Origin of the sequence: Marinobacter sp., from assembly GCF_052091845.1 — a bacterium.
GTDB lineage: Bacteria > Pseudomonadota > Gammaproteobacteria > Pseudomonadales > Oleiphilaceae > Marinobacter.
Genome location: NZ_JBQDCO010000017.1, coordinates 1 through 15,524 on the forward strand (window position 1 = coordinate 1; position 15,524 = coordinate 15,524).

12 protein-coding genes and 1 tRNA gene are annotated in these 15,524 nt (G+C 53.1%); 11 read left to right on the forward strand and 2 right to left on the reverse strand.

Annotation, left to right across the window (positions count from 1 at the left end):
• Positions 1-1,424, forward strand: a 1,424-nt coding sequence (locus ACTHYN_RS07405; protein ID WP_441811822.1) for an ATP-binding response regulator, incomplete at its 5' end; no start/stop codon positions are given.
• On the opposite strand, the gene ACTHYN_RS07410 is transcribed toward ACTHYN_RS07405, so the two are convergent.
• The gene (locus tag ACTHYN_RS07410) at positions 1,421-2,296 is read right to left on the reverse strand and encodes a MaoC/PaaZ C-terminal domain-containing protein (protein ID WP_441811823.1); all 876 of its coding nucleotides are present in this window, start codon (positions 2,294-2,296) and stop codon (positions 1,421-1,423) included. The genes ACTHYN_RS07405 and ACTHYN_RS07410 overlap by 4 nt on opposite strands.
• 204 nt (positions 2,297-2,500) lie before the next feature.
• On the opposite strand from ACTHYN_RS07410, the gene ACTHYN_RS07415 reads away from it, so the two are divergent.
• Together ACTHYN_RS07415 and ACTHYN_RS07420 are read left to right on the forward strand one after the other, a co-directional pair.
• Positions 2,501-3,532: an AraC family transcriptional regulator gene (locus ACTHYN_RS07415; RefSeq protein WP_441811824.1), complete on the forward strand. Its 1,032-nt coding sequence runs from the start codon at positions 2,501-2,503 to the stop codon at positions 3,530-3,532.
• A 135-nt stretch (positions 3,533-3,667) separates the two neighbouring features.
• A tRNA-Asp gene (locus tag ACTHYN_RS07420) sits at positions 3,668-3,744 on the forward strand.
• Positions 3,745-3,818: 74 nt separating this feature from the next.
• On the opposite strand, the gene ACTHYN_RS07425 is transcribed toward ACTHYN_RS07420, so the two are convergent.
• Complete coding sequence (locus tag ACTHYN_RS07425; RefSeq protein WP_441811825.1) at positions 3,819-4,874, reverse strand: AraC family transcriptional regulator; 1,056 nt, start codon at positions 4,872-4,874, stop codon at positions 3,819-3,821.
• Between the two features lie 162 nt (positions 4,875-5,036).
• On the opposite strand from ACTHYN_RS07425, the gene ACTHYN_RS07430 reads away from it, so the two are divergent.
• The 8 genes from ACTHYN_RS07430 (at position 5,037) to pepN (ending at position 15,471) form a co-directional block, all read left to right on the forward strand.
• The gene (locus tag ACTHYN_RS07430; protein WP_441811826.1) at positions 5,037-7,106 is read left to right on the forward strand and encodes an oxidoreductase; all 2,070 of its coding nucleotides are present in this window, start codon (positions 5,037-5,039) and stop codon (positions 7,104-7,106) included.
• 112 nt (positions 7,107-7,218) lie between these two features.
• The gene (locus ACTHYN_RS07435; protein ID WP_441811827.1) at positions 7,219-8,466 is read left to right on the forward strand and encodes a DNA repair protein; all 1,248 of its coding nucleotides are present in this window, start codon (positions 7,219-7,221) and stop codon (positions 8,464-8,466) included.
• Positions 8,467-8,628: 162 nt separating this feature from the next.
• Positions 8,629-9,513 carry an NAD(+) kinase gene (locus ACTHYN_RS07440; protein WP_441811828.1) on the forward strand — a complete coding sequence of 295 codons (885 nt, stop codon included), beginning with the start codon at positions 8,629-8,631 and terminating at the stop codon, positions 9,511-9,513.
• A gap of 2 nt (positions 9,514-9,515) precedes the next feature.
• Positions 9,516-10,535, forward strand: coding sequence for a metallophosphoesterase (locus ACTHYN_RS07445; RefSeq protein WP_441811829.1), 1,020 nt, complete (start codon positions 9,516-9,518; stop codon positions 10,533-10,535).
• A gap of 45 nt (positions 10,536-10,580) precedes the next feature.
• Positions 10,581-11,444, forward strand: a complete 864-nt coding sequence (locus ACTHYN_RS07450; protein ID WP_441811830.1) for a rhomboid family intramembrane serine protease — start codon at positions 10,581-10,583, stop codon at positions 11,442-11,444.
• A 166-nt stretch (positions 11,445-11,610) separates the two neighbouring features.
• Complete coding sequence (locus ACTHYN_RS07455; protein WP_441811831.1) at positions 11,611-11,904, forward strand: YeaC family protein; 294 nt, start codon at positions 11,611-11,613, stop codon at positions 11,902-11,904.
• 35 nt (positions 11,905-11,939) lie between these two features.
• On the forward strand, positions 11,940-12,740 hold the full coding sequence (locus ACTHYN_RS07460; RefSeq protein ID WP_441811863.1) for a DUF2797 domain-containing protein: 801 nt from the start codon (positions 11,940-11,942) through the stop codon (positions 12,738-12,740).
• 82 nt (positions 12,741-12,822) lie between these two features.
• On the forward strand, positions 12,823-15,471 hold the full coding sequence (gene pepN / locus ACTHYN_RS07465; protein WP_441811832.1) for an aminopeptidase N: 2,649 nt from the start codon (positions 12,823-12,825) through the stop codon (positions 15,469-15,471).
• Positions 15,472-15,524 lie beyond the last annotated feature (53 nt).

The window sequence follows — 15,524 nt, forward strand, 5'->3', positions numbered from 1 at the left end:
AGCCTGAAGTTGTCCTGCTTGATATCATGATGCCGGAAATGGATGGCTATGAGGTTTGCGAGCGCCTCAAGGCGGATCCTGAAGCGTCTGATTGCGCCGTGGTGTTTCTATCTGCTCTCGATGATCTGCAAGCCAAGGTTAAAGGCTTTGCCCTTGGTGGTGCTGATTACATCTCCAAGCCTTTCCAGTCGCAGGAAGTTATCGCAAGGGTGAAGACCCATGCCCGTGTTATTCGGCTTGAGCGCGAACTGCAAGCGCGTAACCGGGAACTTCGGGGCGATCAGGCACGCATTCTGAACTCCATCAGCGAAGGCATTTATGGGCTTGATGAGCACGGCACCATCGAGTTTGCCAACCCTGCCGCAGCCATTATTATGCGTAGCCCTGTTGAGGATTTGATAGGGCGCAATTTTTTTGAAACCCATTTTGCCACGGCATCAGAATGTTCGGATGGCTTGCCAGCGCAAGCTACATGCCGTCTGGGTGTCGCCGAGAATCAGCGTGATATACGCATGATGCGCGCGGACGAAACAGGTTTCCCGGCTGAATACCGCTCCACACCGAAGCATGAGAGTGATGAGGCGCAAGGGGCAGTGGTGGTATTCCGCGATATTACGACTGAGCTTGAGAGTGAGCATGCACTTGAAGAAGCGCGAGAGCTTGTACAGGAGCAGCGCCACCAACTGGCACATACATCCCGCCTGACCACCATGGGAGAGATGGCGGCAGGTGTTGCGCATGAGGTAAACCAGCCGCTGACAGCGATTGCCAATTACGCCCGGGTCTCTAAACGGATGATGTCTGTCGAAAACCCGAATTTGAGTCTGCTGCAAGAAACACTCGACAAAATTGAGGCACAATCTCATCGCGCCAGTGAAATTATTCGCAGGATTCGACGGTTTATGAAGAAGCCGGCGACAGGCAAGGAGGTGTTGTCGGTAACCACGCTGCTGGAGGATACGCGGCAGTTTGCCGAAGTAGATGCCCGCAACAACGACGGAGCCATTCAGCTTTTTGTGCCTGAGGATTTGCCGGATATTTTGGCCGATCCAATACAGGTGCAGCAGGTTGCACTTAACCTGATACGAAACGCTCTTGAGGCGACACGCTCCGCGGAATCTGCCCTGCCAGTGGAGGTGAGTGCCCGAATGACCAGTGAAGGCTGCGTGCGTGTGGATGTTCGGGACCACGGTGTGGGGCTTGCGGAAGATGCAGAAGAAAGACTGTTTTTGCCTTTTTACACCACCAAAGACGAGGGTATGGGTATTGGTCTGCCGACCTGTCGCTCCCTGATTCAAGCTCAGGGAGGGAATATCGGCTTTGAGCGCCCTGAAGGCGGTGGCGCTCAGTTCTTCTTTACGCTCCCTGCGGCTAATGCGCCGTCTGACTTACCCAGCGAAAACGACCCCTCAAGCACCCTTTAGAACCATTCGATGCGCCCGCTAAGGTGTGGCGCATCGCCTCTTGCGTTGAGCAGTTGATAGTCTCGCCCGGATTTTTCTGTGCGCCAGTTCAGTTGCGCTGTGCCTGGTAAGAATAACGGCTTTTTGAACTGACAGCTCACTCTCAGCGGGCCTGAAGGCCATTCGCCCTGTTGCTCTAGAATAGCCAGCGCGTGAGCTTTGCTCCACATGCCGTGTGCGATTGCCCGCGGGAAGCCAAAAGCCTTGGCGCTCAGCGCGTGCATATGAATGGGGTTGCTGTCCCCAGACACTTTGGCGTATTGGCGGCCGATGGGTTCTGGCACTTCCACGTCTGTTGTATCCGGGTACGTTTCGAGCGTTGGCGGAGTCTGTGTTGCTGCAGGCTCTGTCTGTTGGTTGGGTTGCCGGAAGAGCATAGTGCTGGTTTCCTCCCAAACCACTGTGCCCGCGGAGCTGGCGGTGGTTATCAGGCTGAACTCTATGCCGCGGCTGGTGCGCTCTTGCTCTCCCAGGCAAACATGCAGCTTCAGGGCCTCTCCCACGCCAATCGCGCGGTGCCGGGTTATGGTGTTGCGTAAATGCACTAGCCCCAGGAGTGGCAAGGGAAAAGCTTTTTCTGTAAGCAGCTTCAGGTGGAGTGGAAAGGCGAGGATGTGCGGCCAGGTAATGGGTATGTGATTGCCAGGGCGAAAACCGCACACGCGCTCGTATTGATTCAGATCATGACTGGAAGTGTGGGCGCAAAGCAGTTCGGCCGCGAGTTTGGGTAGTGTAATGTCAGCCCCGGAATTGCTTTTTTTAGGCAAAATGGCTTTGCCGTACAGCGGTAGCAGAGCCGGCGGCGTATTTTGGTAAATGAGTGTGTCTGGCATGAATTCCTCTCGCTGGTAGTCGGTAAGTTGATGAACGGCGAATGAAAGTTTGGCCAAAGATTACCAATTCAGGTGCCCGTTGCATCCGGAATCTGTTACAACTGTGAGCCTGTGGCCTGAAATGCTCTAATGCAAGACGTTAGTATTAGTTGGCTTTAGCAAGAAGCAGCCAAATCAGTATCCAATAAATACAAGCGGGATGTTATGCAGGAACTACGTGACGCGGGAGTGATGTTACGCCTTATCTATGAGGCGATGAAAACAAAGGGAATTGATACCGATCTTGTTTTTAGTCGCTTGGGTGTGAGCGAAGAATACGTGTACACCGAGCAGCTTCGCACCCCTCACAGCGCACAACTGTTTTTCTGGCAGGTGGTTGAGGATGCGTCCGGCGACCCGGATGTTGGTTTGCATCTTGGGCAGGTTTTGCCTGTGTATAAAGGACAGGTTCTGGAGTACTTGTTTCTGAGTAGCCCAACCTTTGGCGAAGGATTAAGGCGGGCAAAAAATTACCAGCGGTTGCTTAGTGATGCTGCTAACACAGATTTTTATATTGATGGCGATAATGCCTGCATGGTGCTGGATACGGCCTCGGAAGAGGTTCGCCGCCTTCGCCATTTCAACGAATGTTTCGTGCAGGGCTTGATCACATTTTTCCGTTCTATCACCGATGACCAGTTTTACCCCTCACGAGTGGAATTTGAGCATGAGCGCGCTGAAGGGTATGAGCACGTTAGAGAGGTGCTTGGCTGTGAGGTCGTATTCGGCGCTGAGGAAAACAGGCTTTACTTTCCCGCTAGCCTGCTTGCTCATGCGTCGCCCCACGCTGAGCCGGAACTTTTGGATTTGCATGAGCGTTTCGCCAGCGAGCAGGTTGCCCGCCTCGAGAAAAAAGATATTGTGGGGCTGGTTGAACGTGTGGTTGCCGAGTTGCTGGATAGCGGCGAAGTAACACTGGATGCGGTGGCAACACGCCTGGGGATTAAGCCTCGCACGCTGCGCACCCGGCTTACAGAGGCAGAGACCAGCTTTAACCAGGTGCTCGCCGATTTCCGTTACCGCCTGGCCAGGCAACTGCTGGCTACAACGGATGAGTCTATTGATGAGATTGTATACCTGACGGGCTTTTCGGAGCCCAGCACCTTCTATCGTGCGTTTAAGCGCTGGTCTGGCATGACCCCTATCGAGTATCGCAAAACAGCGCAAGGTAAAGCGGCCATGGTCGATGCCATGTAAAACGCTGGTTTTCTGAAATATTTCAGGAAAGGCGTTGACATAGGCAGGCACCTCTTTATAATGCGCTCTCGTTGTCACCGAGTAATCAAAACGTTGATTGCGTTGCCTTTAAAAGCAATCGGTTACAACTAGCGCGGAGCGGTAGTTCAGTTGGTTAGAATACCGGCCTGTCACGCCGGGGGTCGCGGGTTCGAGTCCCGTCCGCTCCGCCAACTATCCCCCTTTTTTGTTTTGATCCCTGTATTTTTTAATCGTTTCTTTCGAATCTGACTGCGCTATGCCAGTGTCATTCAGCATTGACTCTGAACTGCTTTCTGTGTTCCCCCGGGCTTAATGCAAACCAGCGTTTATAGGCTTTATGCAGTGCTGCGGGGTTAGAAAAGCCAAGCAGCCAGGCAATTTCGGATAACGATACCTCGGTCTCCCGGATATAGTCCCGCGCCAGCTGTTTTCTTGTGTTATCCATCAGTTCCCGAAACCCGGTCTCTTCAGCGGCTAGCTGACGCTGCAGCGTCCATGGCGTAACGCCCAGTTTCGAGGCGATGGTTTCAAGGCTTGGGGTTTCCCCTTTGAATAATGGTGTGAGTAGGCTTCGTACTCTGTCGCCGGTTGTTAAGCCCCGCTGAATGTCCTGCATTTCCTTGTCGCATAGCTGCAACAGCTTCTCGTGCATGGCCGGCTGTGCCTGAGAGGTTTCCTGGCTCCAGATGTCCTGTTTTACGGTAATGCTATTGTCAGGCGCGCCAAATTGAACCGGGCAGCGAAACCAGGCCTCGAACAGCTCGTCCTGCCCGATGGAAGCGTATTCCATAGTTACCCGTTCAAGTACGTCCCAGCGGCCCGTGGTTGTGCGTAGAAATTGTGTCCAGGCGCCCAGCACCGAATCCACAACAAAATAATTAAAGGCATTGTAGGGGCGAATGGAATAGAAGGTCAGCCGTCGTGTTTCAGGCGCTGCTATTGGTATTCCCCGGCTATTACGACTGGTTAACCGCGCATAGCGGATGAGCGTTTGTATGGCACTGCCGGCGGTGCCGGCAGATTCACCGGCAAGGCCTGCAATACCCGCATCAACAGGTCGGGACAATGCACCCATGCGCAATCCGAGGGCGGGGTTGCCGCACGCCTCTATAGCTGCATGGCCCAACCTCATAAAGCGCGGAATGCTGATGCGTGCTGCATGGGAGGTGAGGGTTTGCTCGCTGAGTTGAAAACGTTGCATCAGATCCCGGGTGTTTACTCCCTCGGCCTGGGCCGCACGCAGGAGTACGTTCACGTAAAGAACGCTGATGTCGCCAAGCGGGTTACGGTTTAAGTGATTTTGATAATTAAGTGGGCGCATAGGGTTGTTGAATGGGTTGTGTGATCTAAAGATAATATAATGTTATTCACGGATATTGTTGAAGGCAAGCGGCATTGGTAATTTACGCCCTAATAATAAATGTTGATGAAAACGAGCGGGGCAATAGAGGCTTCGCCAACGATTATTTTGAGGAGACCAGTAATGACGACTAATGCCACCCCGGGCCTTGCCAAATATCCAAACATGCTTGAGCCACTAGACCTGGGCTTTACTCGCCTGCGCAATCGCACGCTTATGGGCTCTATGCATACGGGCCTTGAAGAGGCAAAAAATGGCTTTGACCGTTTAGGCGAGTTCTACGCCGAGCGTGCCCGTGGTGGTGTCGGGCTCATCGTTACAGGTGGTATTGCACCGAATGCTGAGGGCGCCGTATTTCAGGGCGCGGCCAAAATGACCAACCACGATGAAGTTGAGCAGCACAAGGTGATCACCAGCGCGGTGCACAAAGCCGACGGCAAGATCTGTATGCAGATTCTTCACGCGGGCCGCTATGCATTTTCGCCTGCCTTGGTTGGGCCCTCTGCCGTTCAGGCACCGATTAATCCGTTCAAGCCCAAAGAATTGGATGAAGAGGGTATTGAAAAGCAGATAGAAGACTATGCCGTGTGTTCTGAGTTGGCACAAAAAGCCGGCTACGATGGCGTAGAGATTATGGGGTCTGAAGGCTACTTCATTAACCAGTTTATTGTATCCCATGCCAACCACCGTACTGACCAGTGGGGTGGTAGCTATGAGAACCGTATTCGCCTGCCCATTGAAATTGTTCGCCGTGTGCGGGAGCGTGTGGGCGAAAAGTTTATTCTGATTTATCGCCTTTCCATGCTGGATCTCATCGAAAACGGCAGTACCTGGGAAGAAGTCGTGCAACTGGCCAAGGAAATTGAAAAGGCCGGGGCAACTATCATAAACACTGGTATTGGCTGGCACGAAGCGCGCGTGCCTACCATTGCTACCTCTGTACCCCGTGGTGCCTTTACCAAGGTTACCAAGCGCCTGAAAGACGAGGTTAGTATTCCGCTGATCACCACCAACCGAATCAATATGCCAGACGTTGCCGAGAAAATTCTGGCCGAAGGTGATGCGGATATGGTGTCCATGGCGCGTCCGTTTCTGGCAGACGCCGATCTTGTGCAAAAGGCTGCGGAAGACCGTTCCAATGAAATTAACACCTGCATTGGTTGCAACCAGGCGTGCCTGGACCATACCTTCAGCGGCAAGCTGACCTCTTGCCTGGTTAACCCCCGCGCCTGTAATGAAACCGAGCTTACCTATGTGAAAACGGCTGCACCAAAATCCATTGCGGTGGTGGGTGCGGGCCCTGCGGGACTGGCATTTGCTTCAGTAGCGGCGGAGCGTGGTCACAAGGTGACTCTGTTTGATGATAGCAAAGAGATTGGCGGGCAGTTCAACGTTGCCAAGCGTATACCCGGTAAAGAAGAGTTTTACGAAACTCTTCGCTACTACCGTGTGATGCTGGATAAGCACGGCGTGGATGTTCGGCTTGAAACTCGCGTAACGGTCGACGATTTGAAGGCAGGAAACTTCGATGACGTTATTCTGGCAACGGGTGTAGAGCCGCGCACGCCAGAAATTGAGGGTATCGATCATCCGAAGGTAATCGGTTATCTGGATGCCTTGCTGGAGCGCAAACCTGTAGGTCAGAAAGTGGCTGTGATTGGTGCCGGTGGTATCGGGTTCGACGTGTCGGAATTCATTGTTCATAAAGGGGCGTCCCCCGCACTGGATTCGGATCACTTTATGCGAGAGTGGGGGGTAGATCTGACCGTAGAGCACCGCGGTGGCATCAAAGGCATGACGCCAGATGTACCAGAGCCTGCCCGTGATGTGTTCTTGCTGCAGCGTAAAGCCACAAAGGTTGGCAAAAACCTCGGCAAAACCACTGGCTGGATTCACCGAACGTCATTGAAAAACCGAAAGGTGCAGATGGTTCCCGGTGTGACTTATCGCAAAATTGATGATGAGGGTCTGCACATTACCGTAACGCCCAAGGGGGCGGAGCAGGGCGAAGATCAGATTTTGCCGGTAGATACTATTATCCTGTGTGCAGGCCAGGAGCCGTTGCGAGAGCTTCAGATGGGGCTTGAAGCGGCTGGCCTGCCGGTTCACCTGATTGGTGGCTCCGATGTTGCGGCAGAACTGGATGCCAAGCGCGCTATTGATCAGGGGTGTCGCTTAGCGGCTGGCATGTAATAAAAGCACTCTGATCACAAAACGTTGCAGTTTTTCTCTGTGCACCGGAAACTCTCTGGATAGACTGTAAGCTTACGTCTGCCAGAGAGTTTTTTATTTTAGGGAGTCTGCAATGGTGTCTGCCGGCCAGACAACGGCCGATTATTCGGCTGTGTTATTTATAGAGGGCAACCAAGTGGCCCGCGAGATGCGCGCCAGCGAGTTTGGAGCCTTTCTCGATGGCTATGTCGGGTTGTCAGACCTTGCTGAAACTGATGTAAAAGCCGTTCTGGTGGATCTCAGTGGCGACCTTCTTGTGCGTGCGCTTGTTTTTTTTCGCATCTGGTTTGATGAGGAGGGCAGGGCCGACAGTAGCTGGAGTGTGCCGGTTGAAGAGCTGGCCAGCCTGGGCGCCAAGGGGCCGGATATGGGTGGCGGCGCTATTCGTCTTGTTTGCCGCAGCCAATGCCCAACACCGCAATATGCCTCTGAGTTGTGGGACCCGGATATGAGCCCGGGCAACAACCACTTTCAGATTATCCGTAAAGCCATTAACGCCAACTCTCTTAAATTTCGTCGTGTTCAGCCCGCAGAAGAGGAGAATATTCCTGTGCTTCGTGCCGGGACAGACGAGCCTGTCGCCGCGGAAGAAGCCCGTGTTGGCGCTAACCGTGCTCGGGTGGCTCAACTGATCCGCGAGCAGCGTTTGCGTATTAAGACCCTGCAGAGCGTTCACCGGGATATGCTTTCAGAAATGCAGCGGGAGCACCGGTTTGAGATTAAAGCCCTGCACAACAAAGCGGCTGATCTCGAACAAAAATATGAGCGTCAGCGTATTAATAACGAACAACTAAAGGAACGCTTGTCGGAACGTAACCAGCAGTACCTCGCCATGCAGGAACAAGTTGCTGCCGGTGGAATTGAAAAGGGCCGTGACGACGCAAATGTGAACGCGGAATTGGTATTGCTCAGGGAGCAGCTAGAGCGTAAACAGCGTGAATTAAAGCACAGAGACGAAAAGGTTGCTGTCCTGGAACGCGAAGCGCACGAGCTTAGGCACAGAGAACCTCTGGAGAACACAGTGATGGGCCACTTGAAAGCCCAGTCTGTTTTTTTGGTCGGTTATCATCCGGGTATTGGCCATCTGACCCTGCCATATGACGAAATTGAAACCTATTTCTGCAATCCTACGGCCTTCGCAGCACAGCGATGCGATATGAATGAGCCGGCCTACCTGCAATGGCTCGAGCATTACGAGAGCCCTGTATGCCAGCATGACCTGCAGAATGGAGACGTGTGCAGGGAACCGCTGCTGCGGGTTAGCCAGCCGGGGGAGTTTCGATCGGGTCTTACTGATCGCTGCGATCAGCACCAGCGGTAAAATGAGAGTGGAACGGGTTGTGCAATCAGTGCCCGATGGAACCAGTGCCCGATGGAACTTTTTTCAGTATCCGGGTGACTTTCGTTAGACTGTAGGCCAGATTGATACGGGCGAGAGGTAGTTTGTCTGCTCTCGCTGTGTTCCGACACCACAGGAAGCTCCATGGAACAATTCAGAAACATAGGCGTTATTGGCCGAATGGGCAGCGTTAAAGTGGTTGAATCACTGCGCCAGCTCAAACAGTACCTGGTCGCCAAACATTATCACGTGGTACTGGAAGAAGAGACGGCCAGCATGCTGCCGGGCCATGGCTTGCAGGTTGCCAGCAAGAAACTCCTCGGCGAAATCTGCGACCTGGTCATCGTGGTTGGTGGTGACGGTAGCCTTTTGGGCGCGGCACGGGAGCTGGCAAAGTCCAAAATTCCGTTGCTTGGTGTAAACCGCGGGCGGTTGGGGTTTTTAACGGATATTTCGCCTTCCGATTTGGAAGAGCGCCTGGGTAAGGTGCTGGAAGGTGAGTATATTGAGGAAACACGGTTTTTGCTTGATGGCAATGTGGAGCGGAATGGTCAGCCGCTGGGGTTTGGTACGGCTCTGAACGATGTGGTGCTGCACCCGGGTAAGTCTACCCGCATGATCGGCTTTGATCTGTATGTTGATGGCCACTTTGTATATAGCCAACGCTCGGACGGCTTGATTGTGTCTACCCCTACGGGTTCTACTGCTTACTCGCTTTCAGCAGGTGGGCCAATTATGCACCCGAAACTGGATGCCGTTGTGCTGGTGCCTATGTTTCCGCACATGCTTAGTAGCCGCCCGATAGTGGTGGATGGAAAGAGTGAGATTAAGCTGGTTATTGGCGAGACCAACGAAACCTACCCACAGATCAGCTTTGATGGGCAAATGAATATTGCCTGTGCGCCGGGCGATATCATCCGCATTGCCAAAAAGCCCTTCAAGATCCGGCTGATTCACCCTACAGACCATAATTTCTATGCAACCTGCCGTGACAAACTGGGCTGGGCAAGCGAAATAGCAGCGAGTTGATCATGGCCGAAAAAACATCTACTGCAAGTCGTGGTTACGACCTTATCGGTGACATACACGGTTGCGCGAACACGCTGGCACGGCTGCTGGAGCAAATGGGCTACAGCAAAGTTAACGGCGTGTACCAGCACCGCAGCCGGCAGGCTATATTTATTGGCGATATCATTGATCGTGGCCCCAGAATCCGTGAAGCCCTTCACTTGGTGAGAAATATGGTTGAGCGGGGCTCTGCCCGCATTGTGATGGGTAATCACGAGTATAACGCCTTGGGCTATTGCACCCGGGCCAGGACAGGCAGCGGCAAAACCTGGCTGCGGGAACACAATTCGCGCCACGACAGGCTGATTCGGGAAACCCTTGATCAGTTTGAAGCCTACCCCCATGAATGGAATGATTTTCTTGAATGGTTCTACACCATTCCGCTGTTTATCGACGACGAAGACTTCCGTGCCGTGCATGCATGTTGGGACAGTGAACTGATTGAAAAATTCAAACAGGTACAGGGCGGCGCCTGCATTGATGAGGATTTTCTCCATGCTTCTGCGGCCGTCGACTCGTTTGCCGGGCAGGTAATGGATACATTGTTGCGGGGCACAGATTTGCGCCTGCCTCAGGGTATGGCCATAACGGGACGGGACGGATACGTGCGGCAGTTCTTCCGCACCAAGTTCTGGGCGGATAACCCACAAACTTACGCCGATGTAGTGTTCCAGCCAGACCCCTTGCCACCCGAGGTTGCGGGCCGGGTTCTGACGCAGGCCGAGCGCGAGCAGTTGATCAGCTATCCGCTGGATGCGCCTCCGGTGTTTGTGGGGCATTACTGGATGGAAAGCGAACCAGCTCCACTGAAGCCCAATGTGGCTTGCATTGATTACAGTGCGGTGAAATATGGCAGGCTGGTGGCATACCGGATGGACGGTGAGAAGGCACTTTCCCGGGATAAATTTGTCTGGGTTAGTGTGGCACGGGATCATTACGACTCTCCCGATTATCCCATCAGCGAAGACAGTGTTGCCCGCTAAAGCGCGCAACCTTCAGCCTAAAGACTCTGTGAGGACTGTTAGATTGTGTATCGAGTAAAACAGGTGGATACCAGTATAAATCTTGGCGGATTTAGCCAATGGTTGAAAGGTCGGGGTGTGCCTCACAGAATCAGTGAGGAAGGCGATTCCCAGGTGTTGTGGCTGGAAAACCCGGAGCACGCTGAGCCGGTTATAGAGGCACTGGAACGGTTTCTGGCGGAACCCGATATTCGGCAGGCGGTAGATCAGCAGAATCGGTCGCCGGTGTTTGCGAGCGGGCGTTGGCAGCCGTCTCCACGCCATGCTCCACTGGTGCTGGGCATCATCATTGTGGGTGTTTTGATGGCCTGGTTTACCAGCCTTGGGAGCAATCAGCTTACGGCCAGCCTGCTTATTGTAGACCCCAGGGCATACGACTGGGGCAGCATGGCTGAGCGCCTTGATGCGCTTTCTGCCACGCTTGCCAGCGGCCAGGTTTGGCGCTTGTTCACTCCGGATTTTTTACACTTTAGCTGGACTCACATTATCTTTAACGCTGTGATGTTGTGGTTTTTGGGGAGTCAGATTGAGTGGTTTGATGGCCGGGGCAGGCTTGTCCTGCTCTTCATCATAACCAGTCTTCTCTCTAATGGTCTGCAATATGTGGTTTCCGGGCCCTTTTTTGGCGGCCTTTCCGGGGTTGTTTATGGCATTCTCGGCTACTGCTGGCTGAGTCAGCGAACACGCCCACGGTTTCAGTTTCCACCAGCGTTGGTAACCTTTGCTGTGGTGTGGATGGTGATTGGGTTTACACCGTTACCAGAACTGCTGGGCATGGGGCGTATGGCAAACGAAGCGCACCTGGGCGGTTTTGTTGCAGGCATAGCGTTAGCAGCCATTCTGCCAATCCGTAAAAAGCAGCAGGCATAAAAAAACCCCACCAGAAGGTGGGGTATAAAAGAAGCAGAATATGCTCCTGATGAGAGAGACCAAATGAAACGACCGTCGTCATTTGGTAGAGCAATGATAATCATTATCGTTTATGCCTGTCAAACGATTCTGCAATTTTTATGAAGGTTTTTTTCAGGAGAACAGGATGACCTACGAAGAGCTTATTGCGCGGCTTGATCCCAATGTTTACCAAAGCCTGCGCCAGGCAATCGAACTGGGGAAATGGCCAGATGGCAGAAAGCTTACGCCGCAACAGCGCGAAATCAGCCTGGAAGCCGTTATTTATTATGAAAGCCGGCACAACATTCCAGAGCAGGAGCGGGTGGGTTATCTTGATCGGGGCAGCAAAGCGGGCACCGAGTGTGATCCGACTGTGCGCGGCAACCGGTCGGGCGATAATGGTGCTGATCCGAAACAATTTGTAGAGGTTAAATCTTGAGCGACCTTACAGATATAACCGGCCGGCTGAGAAAAATGCCGGCAGATGCAGGCAACCCGGTGTCTTATGAGTTGGCGGTAGGCGATGCCCGCGTACCGCTGAACGAGTTAATTGGCAAACCTCTGCGCTTCGAGTTTGACGGTGTGATTCGCTGCATTCACTGCGACCGGAAAACCAAAAAGAGCTTTAGCCAGGGGTTCTGTTACCCCTGTTTTCGTAAGCTGGCGGCGTGTGATAGTTGCATTATGAGTCCTGAAAAATGCCACTACCATCTGGGCACTTGCCGTGAACCCGAGTGGGGCGAGACTCACTGCATGATTGAACATGTGGTTTACCTGGCCAACTCTTCTGGCCTTAAGGTTGGCATTACTCGGGGCTCTCAAGTACCCACACGCTGGATCGACCAGGGTGCGGTTGATGCCATTCCCATGTTCAGAGTGGCAACCCGTTATCTTTCAGGCCTGGTTGAAGTCGCCTGCAAAACGCACGTTGCTGATCGTACAAACTGGCGCGCGATGCTCAAAGGCGATGTTCCTGAGCTGGATTTAGCACAGGAGCGCCAGAGGATACTGGCACTGATTGCCGACGATATAGCGATACTGAAAGAAGAACATGGCCAGGATGCTATCCGTGAAGTGGGCGAGCATGGGCTTGGCCTGAGCTATCCCGTGAATACCTGGCCAGAAAAGATCAAAACCCATAACCTGGATAAAACGCCCGAGGTTGAGGGCATTCTTGAAGGTATCAAAGGCCAGTACCTGATACTCGATACCGGCGTAATCAATATTCGCAAATTTACCGGTTATGAAGTTCGTTTTAGGGTAATGGATGCCTAAGGCGTTCTTTACCCGCCCGTTCTGAAAATGTCTGCCTGGCCCGTTTCGGTCAGTTGCAGGTTGAAACATCTGGAGACAACTAATGCGCACCAATCAGCCAACAACTATTCACCTAAGCGAATACAAAGTGCCTGCATATCTGGTGGACGCTGTCGATCTTTGCTTTGAGCTCTTTGATGATGGCGCAAGGGTGCACAGCACACTGTCGGTACGCCACAACCCGGAGTCCACCGAAGAATCTGCGCCGCTGGCTCTCGATGGCGACAGCCTAAAACTAGAAAGTGTTGCACTGAATGGCAAAGAGCTTGCAGCGGGCGATTATGAAGAGACCGATGAACAATTGGTTATTGCCAAAGTGCCTGTTCAGTTTGAATTAAAAGTTGTGACCTGGATTGAGCCTCAGAACAACACTCGCCTTGAGGGGCTATATAAATCGTCGGGAATGTTCTGTACCCAGTGTGAAGCAGAAGGATTCCGTTGCATTACCTATTTCCCGGACCGGCCAGATGTGATGGCTCGTTATCGTACTCGTATTGAGGCAGATAAAAACACCTGCCCGGTGTTGTTGTCCAATGGTAACGATGTCGAAAAAGGCGACTTGGATAATGGCCGCCATTTTGTTACTTGGGAAGACCCATTTCCCAAGCCAAGCTATCTTTTTGCTTTGGTTGCAGGTGATTTAGTCGAAAAACAGGATACGTTCACAACCTGTTCTGGCCGGGACATCGACTTGCGTATTTACGTTGAGGCGCGCAATGCGGCCAAAACCCGGCATGCCCTGGACTCTCTCAAGCGCGCGATGCGCTGGGATGAAGAAACCTACGGCCGCGAGTACGATCTCGATATCTTCATGATTGTAGCTGTAGACGACTTCAATATGGGAGCCATGGAGAACAAAGGCCTGAATATCTTCAACTCGTCCTGCGTATTGGCCAGCCAGGAAACCGCGACGGATCTCGCATTTCAGCGAATTGAATCCATTGTTGCCCACGAGTACTTTCATAACTGGTCGGGCAACCGGGTAACCTGCCGGGACTGGTTTCAGCTGAGCTTGAAAGAGGGGTTCACAGTATTCCGTGATGCCACTTTCTCGGCCGATATGGGCTCATCCACGGTAAAGCGCATAGAAGACGTCACTCTGCTCAGAACCGCGCAGTTTGCTGAAGATGCCGGCCCTATGGCGCATCCGGTACGCCCGGCGTCTTACATGGAAATCAGTAATTTCTACACCCTGACCATTTATGAAAAGGGTGAGGAAGTCGTCCGTATGATTCACACATTGCTGGGTCCGGAACTGTTCCGCAAAGGCAGTGATTTGTACTTTGAGCGTCATGATGGCCAGGCTGTTACCACTGATGATTTTGTAAGAGCAATGGAAGACGCCTCTGGCCGCGACCTCAGCCAGTTCCGGTTGTGGTATGAGCAAGCCGGTACGCCTGAGCTCACGGTGTCGGATAACTATGACGACGAACAGGGGGTCTATCGTCTGACTGTGCAACAGTCTGTTCCTGATACCCCTGGCCAAACCGATAAAAAGCCACAACATATACCATTTGCACTGGGGTTGCTGGGTGCAGATGGAGAAACCTTACCGCTCACTCTTGAAAACGATCAGAATGCTGCCAGCGCGCCGGTTGAACGTGTGCTTGAGCTGACCGAGGCGAGTCATACTTTTGAGTTTCATGGTCTCTCGCAGAAACCGGTACCCTCATTACTGCGCAGTTTTTCTGCGCCGGTCCGGGTGGTGTACCCCTGGAGTCGCGAACAGTTGTTGTTTTTGATGAGCCATGATTCAGATGGCTTCAACCGCTGGGATGCAGGTCAGCGACTTGCCATTGATGTGATTCAGTCATTGGTCGCGTCCACCGAAACTGTGGAGGTTGAACCGCGCCTGGTGGAAGCATATCGGAGCCTGCTGGGTGACGCGACACTGGACCAGGCGCTGGTAGCCAAAATGATGCAGTTACCCTCAGAAGCCTATCTGGTGGAGCTTGCAAATAGCCCGGATGTTGCCGCCATTCATCGCACGCGTGAACGGGTGGCGACATACCTGGCAACCGCCCTGCGAGACGAGTTAATTGAGTGTTATCACCGCAATACCGGCACTGACGTCTACGAAATTACACCGGAGTCCGTAGCCCGCCGAAGCTTGAGGAATACTGCTTTGGCCTGGCTATTGATGATCAATGATGAAACCGGTCGTGATCTGGCCCTTGCCCAGCTCAGTGCCGCCGATAACATGACAGACCGCATGGGTGCGCTGCGCGCCCTGGTGAACTCGGATTATGCGTCAGAGCGAACCCAGGTTCTGACAGATTTCTATGAGCGTTTTCAGGAGGATCCGCAGGTAGTTGAACAGTGGTTCTCGGTGCAGGCATCCAGTGACCGTGCCGGCCAGCTTCCGCAGATTCACGCGCTGTTGGAGCACCCGGCTTTTGATTGGAAAAACCCGAACAAGATTCGCTCGGTCGTTGCTGTGTTCGCCGGCCAGAACCTGGCGGCTTTTCACAATCCGGATGGCTCAGGCTATGAATTTCTGGCCGACCAGGTGTGTCGGCTGGACGACAGCAACCCGCAGATTGCGGCTCGCTTGGTGACACCGCTGACGCGCTGGAAGAAATTCGCCCCGGCATACAGCGCCCTGATGCGTTCGGCCCTGGAACGAGTGCGGGACAAGTCTGAATTGTCGGCTGATTTATACGAGGTGGTGCACAAGAGCCTGGAGAGCTGAGAACGGGTAATTCAGATCCGGCTGTGATTGCAGACCCTTGATTACAGCCGGAT